Source organism: Capsulimonas sp. (assembly GCF_039929585.1).
Lineage (GTDB): Bacteria > Armatimonadota > Armatimonadia > Armatimonadales > Capsulimonadaceae > Capsulimonas.
Genome location: NZ_JBDSQY010000065.1, coordinates 1 through 6149 on the forward strand (window position 1 = coordinate 1; position 6149 = coordinate 6149).

4 protein-coding genes are annotated in these 6149 nt (G+C 58.8%); 1 reads left to right on the forward strand and 3 read right to left on the reverse strand.

Going from position 1 to position 6149, the window contains the following annotated elements; all coding sequences use genetic code 11:
- The 3 genes from ABIZ35_RS04320 to serC all read right to left on the reverse strand — a co-directional run.
- A partial coding sequence (locus ABIZ35_RS04320) for a hypothetical protein (RefSeq protein WP_348218638.1) occupies positions 1-456 on the reverse strand: 456 nt, incomplete at its 3' end.
- Positions 457-579: 123 nt separating this feature from the next.
- Entirely contained in the window at positions 580-2160 is a 1581-nt protein-coding gene (serA, locus tag ABIZ35_RS04325) for a phosphoglycerate dehydrogenase (RefSeq protein ID WP_348218639.1), read from the reverse strand.
- A gap of 46 nt (positions 2161-2206) precedes the next feature.
- Positions 2207-3295, reverse strand: coding sequence for a 3-phosphoserine/phosphohydroxythreonine transaminase (gene serC / locus ABIZ35_RS04330; protein WP_348218640.1), 1089 nt, complete (start codon positions 3293-3295; stop codon positions 2207-2209).
- A 542-nt stretch (positions 3296-3837) separates the two neighbouring features.
- Here serC and ABIZ35_RS04335 point away from each other — a divergent pair.
- Positions 3838-5661 (forward strand): RICIN domain-containing protein, encoded by a 1824-nt coding sequence (locus ABIZ35_RS04335; protein ID WP_348218641.1) that lies wholly within the window; start codon positions 3838-3840, stop codon positions 5659-5661.
- The last annotated feature ends 488 nt before the right edge of the window (positions 5662-6149 follow it).

The window sequence follows — 6149 nt, forward strand, 5'->3', positions numbered from 1 at the left end:
GGCGTAGGCGCCGAGGCGGGCGGCGCTGGAAAGGCCGCTCTGGTTGATGAAGTATACGCCCGCGCCGCCTCCGTAGAAGAAGCTGCCCGCGACGTAGGGCGACGAGCCGCCTGTGCCGGCGACGACACCGACTGTCAACGGGATGACGGTGGAGTGACGGCCGCCCTTGGCTCCAGTTTCAACTCCCAGGTCGAGCACCGTGCGCACAGGAACGCCGATCGGGTCCGGGACGGGAAGGGTGTAGCGGAAGTTTACCGAGAGCTGCGTGCTGCCGCCGTTATCGCTGGCGTCGCTGCTGCCGGGGATGAACACGCCGGCGGAAATGCTGCTGGGGCTGCCGACGATGGGCAGCGCGGGGCCGGGCGCGGCGCTGGCGGGCAGCGCGCAGCCGAAGGCGGCGGCGACGGCGACGAAGGCGGCGGACAGCGTGCGCGATCGCAGATCGATAAACTTCATGGTTTGGGTCTTCCTTTGATGGTGCTGAATAAAAAAAGCACCCCACAGATAACCGTAGGGTGCTCGTGATATGATGGTGTTACCCGGAAACTCGAAATTACAATCTGGTTACAGAGTGCGTGCTTACAGCTGAACCTGGCGCGCGTTCTCCATGCCGTCGATCTGAACGATCTCCTTGACGATTTCGTCCGGAATCGCGCTGTCGATCAGCAGGACCATCAGAGCGTGCTTGCCTTCGCTTTCACGGCCGACATGCATGCCGGCGATGTTGACGCCGCGGTCGCCGAGCAGCGTGCCGACCTTGCCGACAATACCCGGCCGGTCGCTGTGCTTGGTGACGAGCAGGAAGCCCTCGGGTTTGACATCCACGCGGTAGCCGTCGATCGAGAGAATACGGATGTCCTTCGCGCCGAAGACCGTACCGCTGATCTCACGCCATCCGCTCTGGGTTTCGGCGCGAATGGTCAAGACCGGCGAGCCGGCCTCTTCCGACCCGGTGCGGCTTTCGGTGATCCCAATACCGCGCGACGCCGCGAGGCCGGGCGCGTTGACATAGTTGACGCTCTCCGGAACCACGGTGTCCAGGACGCCCTTCACGGCGCCGCGGGTGATATGCAGGGTGGGGAGGTCGCCGAAGTCGCCCTTGTAGACCACTTCGATGGCGCGCACTCCGCTGGTGGTGAGCTGGGACTGAAGGCTGCCCATCTTCTCCGCCAGGGTCAGATAGGGCTGGATCCGGGCCAGGACTTCTGCGGAGACCGACGGCATATTGACCGCCGCGCGGGCCGGCTTGCCATTGAGAACGTCGGCGATCTGCTCGGCGATGTCAATGGCCACATTCACCTGCGCTTCTTCGGTGCTGGCGCCCAGGTGCGGGGTGGTGATGATGGTCGGAATGCCCAGCAGCGGGTTGTCCGCCGGAGCCGGTTCGGTGGTGAAGACGTCGATTGCCGCGCCGCCGATCCGGCCTTCCTTCGCCGCCTGCGCCAGCGCCGCTTCGTCGATGATGCCGCCGCGCGCGCAGTTGATCAGGCGCACGGTGGGCTTCATGGTCGCCAGCTGCTCCGCGCCGATCATGCCCGCCGTTTCCTTCGTCTTAGGGACATGGACCGTGATGTAATCCGACTCTTTGTAAAGCGTCGGCAGATCGACCAGGCGGATGCCCAGCTTCTCGGCCTGCTCGGGTTTCAGGTAAGGATCGTAGCCCAGGATCGGCATGCCGAACGCCTGCGCGCGCTTGGCGACTTCCTTGCCGATCTTGCCCAGGCCAATGACGCCCAGAGACTTGCCGTAGACTTCGGAACCCATGTACTTGGAGCGCTTCCACTCGCCATTGCGCAGGGCCTGGTCGGCCTGCGGAATGTTGCGTGCGAGCGCCAGCAGCATCGCCACGGTCAGCTCGGCGGCGGCGATGGTGTTTCCCTCGGGGCTGTTGACGACGAGGATGCCGCGCTTGGTGGCGGTCTCCACGTCGATATTGTCCACGCCCACTCCGGCGCGCCCAATGATCTTCAGCTTGTGCGCGTTCGCCAGCACCTCGGCGGTGACTTTCGTCTCGGAGCGCACGGCTAGCGCATCGTAATCCCCAATGATCGCGGCCAGCTCTTCCTTGGGCAGGCCTGTCTTCACATCCACGTCCGCGACCTGCTGAAGGATCGCGATCCCTTCCGGAGCGATCGGGTCGCTCACCAAAACTCTCGGCATTTCGTTAGTTGTCCTTTTTCTTGTGTATCGAAAAATAGAGGGCGGCTTAGCCCTTACGCTGTGCGAAGTCCCGAAGCAGGTCCGCGAGGGCCTGGACGCCGGCGGTCGGGAAGGCGTTGTAGATGGAGGCGCGGAAGCCGCCGACGCTGCGGTGGCCCTTGAGGCCGTCGAGCTTCGCGGCCTTGGCTTCGGCCAGGAACTCAGCTTCCAATGCGGGGTTGCGCAGGCGCCAGGTGACGTTCATCAGCGAGCGGTCTTCCTTCACGGTGACGGCCGGCTCGTAGACGCCGCTCAGCTCGTCCAGCGCGTTGTAAAGGATCGCGGCCTTGGCCTTGTTGCGCGCTTCGATCGCGGCCTGACCACCCTCGGCTTCGATCCACTTCAGCACCAGGCCGACAACATAGATGGCGAAGGTCGGCGGGGTGTTGTAAAGCGAATTGGTGTCGCGGTGGGTCTTGTAGGCCCAGATTGCGGGGATGTCGGTGCGGGCGGTGTCTAAGAACGACTTTTTGGCGACGACAATGGTGACGCCCGCCGGGCCTGCGTTCTTCTGCGCGCCGGCGTAGATCATGGCGAACTTACTGTTGTCGCGCTGCACGGCGGTGAAATCCGAAGACGAATCAGCAACTAGGGGAATATCGCCGACATCGGGCAAGTCGAAGTATTCCGTACCCTCAATGGTGTTGTTCGTCGTGATATGCACGTAGCGCGCAGCCGGCGACACCGTGAATTGCTTGGGAATGTACGTGTACTTGTCGGCCTTGGAAGAGGCGATCTCACGAGCGTCGCCCAAGTTCTTGGCTTCTTTCAGCGCCTTCGCACCCCAGTCGCCGCCAATAATATAATCGGCGTGCTGGCCCGCGCTCAGGAAGTTGAGCGGGAGCTGAGCGAACTGGCCGCTCGCGCCGCCTTGAAGGAACATAGGGACGTATTCGTCCGCACTCACGCCCAGAACGCGCAGCAGGCGCTGCTCGGCGTCGTTGTGGATGGCTTCGTAATCCTTGCCCCGGTGACTGACTTCCAGCAAAGACATCCCTGACCCATTGATTTCGCGCACGCCTTGCGCGGCTTCTTCCAGCACGGCTTCGGGCAGGATCGCGGGGCCCGCGCTGAAGTTGTATATCCGGTGACTCATCATCGATTCTCCTAGAAAATTGTCCGCAGTCTGCCCTGCGCATCAAAAATGCGTCAAAAGCTTATTGCAAATCGCATAAAGTGTACCTGTTTTTCGCCAAAACCGGAACTCACAAGACAACGTTCCAGGCAAGAAAATCAGGTTTATCGTCTTCGGAGTATTGCCCCGGAGGCGGAATGAAGCTCGATTTGCGGGCCTGAAATATGGGGCCGCTCCGGTTCGAAATCGTGGGACCATTCTAGTTGACAACGTTTGGGGAGTGTGTTATTATGGACCGACTGCTCTGAGTCCATCGTCAATCCATGGCCTCCAAAACAAATCCAAATATTGGTGCGCCGCTGATAAAGAGTCCAGCATGCAGTAATTCTCACAATAAGTTTCTGAAGCAATCATTGCAATACTGGTTGCTTTCGCCATAGTAAAGCAGTGTGATCTGCTTCGAAATGTCGGTCGAAGGGCTTATTGCAAGCTAAACGCTTCAACTTTACCGACGGCCTGCAATGGGGCGGTTCGTGCAATTTGTAAGACACCAAGGAGAAAATATGAAAAATCAAACCATTCAAAAAGTGATGTGGTTAGTGCGCCAATCGCTCGCTTTAGCGGTTGTGTTCATGGCCATCGCCAGTACAGCCTGGGCGACTGGCTCCGTTGGGATTTATGTGGATGGTCAGTATTATGCTCCCACGGTCTCCGCGCAAAACATCGCTCGGGGTTCCGGCTACACCTCCCTGTTTCTGTTTACAACGAATATCGACACCAGCGGAACAATCACGGGCTTCGGCGCCACGCTCTGCCAGAACGGATCCTATACCGGCGACCCAACCTGGCGCTATAAGCTGGCCGCCTGCAAGGCCGCGCCATCCAGCGTCAACCGTATTGAAATCTGTATCGGCAACTGGGGCACACAGTCTTTTACCAATATCAAAAACCTGATTGCCTCACAGGGCACGGGAACCAACAGCATCCTCTACAAAAACTTTTTAGCGCTGAAGAACGCCACGGGCGCCGACGCCATTCAGTTTGACGACGAGACGACCTATGATGTCGGCTCTGCGGTCGCCTTCGGGAATATGCTGGCGAGCATGGGATGGAAAGTGACCCTGTGCCCCTACACGAACCAGCCCTTCTGGGTCAGCGTGAAATCGCAGCTGGGAACGAAAGTCGACGCGATTTATCTCCAGTGCTATGACGGCGGCGCGGGTAATGACCCGGCAAACTGGATCAACGCCTTTGGCGGTTTCAAAGTCACGCCCGGTCTCTGGGGCAACACGGAGACCCTCGCATCCGCCACGTCGAAATTTGTAAACTGGAAAACGAACCTGGGAATCCCAGGCGGCTTCATGTGGCTCAACGGTACGATGCAATGGGATTATCAGCGCTGGCCACCGGCGCTGAACATGGCTTTTGCGAACTCGGCGAATTATTGGGTTGGGAGCTTCGGCGATAACGGGACCGCCTTGCAGGGAACAGGAAACCCGTATATCGCCACCAGTACCGGCCAAGCGGTTGCCGGGTGCAACGAGGTTGCAGTGACGCCGTCCAACAATAACGCCCAGCAGCTATGGAGCATTTTCCCCATCGGCGGCGGCCTCTGGCATGTCCAGAATACGTCCTCGGGACAATTGCTGCAGGCGACTGGTGATCCTTACATCAACAATGCGGGTCAAGTTGTCGCCAGCTGCGACAAAATAGCGCTCACACCCGCCTCGAACAACGCGCAGCAATCGTGGGGAATCCCCGTGACCGGCAATCCCGGATTTTCTTTCTCCAGTCCTGCCAATAATCAATACCTGCAATCGACAAACGACACCTTCCTAGGCATCGGGGGATGTTATCAGGTGGCCGGAACTCCCACGTCCTGGGGGGTTGGCGCCGCGACTCAATGGAACCTGATTTTCAATAGCAACATGGGCAATCCCATCCCGAATGGAAACTATCAGATCGTCGCTCGTAGCACGGGGACCGCACTCGACTGCACCGGCGGCGGCACGGGGAATGGGACGCCCATCGAGCTCTGGACAAACCTGAACAATCAATATCAGACGTGGCGGATCACGTACTTGAACAACGGCTACTATTCCATCATCAACCCCAATTCCGGCCGCTCCCTGGACTGCACCGGCTATACCGGAAACGATGGGACCCAGATCGAGCTCTGGGATTACAGCGGCAATGGCGGCCAGCAGTGGAAGTTTACGCTGCGGGCGGACGGCGGATACACCATCTCGCCAGGGCTGGCAAATGCGAGCGGCGTCGTTGATGTTCTGGATGGGTCTGGATGCTCTGGAAACGCGGGCGCCAGAATAATCCTGTGGCCCTGGTCTGGCGGCTCCTGCCAGCAGGAATGGAACATCGTTCCTAACTAATGGCAATCTCACAGCTGAGAGCAATTGCAGGCTCTCACCTGTTTTACTCAACGCGCAAACGGACCAAATAAGCAATCAAAGAAGAGATGCAAAAAGAATGATCAAGAGAATACTACGTGCAGCCTGTCTGCCATTCGCGTTAGCGATGATGTTCATTGCCGTCGCCAGCACATCTTGGGCAAGTGGGTCTGTCGGGATTTATGTCGATAGTCAATACTATGCTCCCACAGTTGCTTCGCAAAACATCGCACGAAGTTCCGGTTACACCTCTCTGTTTCTATTTACAACGAATGTTGATACAAGCGGGACAATCACGGGCTTCGGCGCCACTCTCTGTCAGAACGGCGCTTATACTGGCGACCCTACGTGGGGAAGCAAACTGGCTGCCTGCAAGACCGCGCCACCCTCTGTGTCTATAATGATTGAGACGGTTCACTACACTAAATGATGATTGTCTCCGAGGGCGGAGAATGGATTTTTCGATGGTC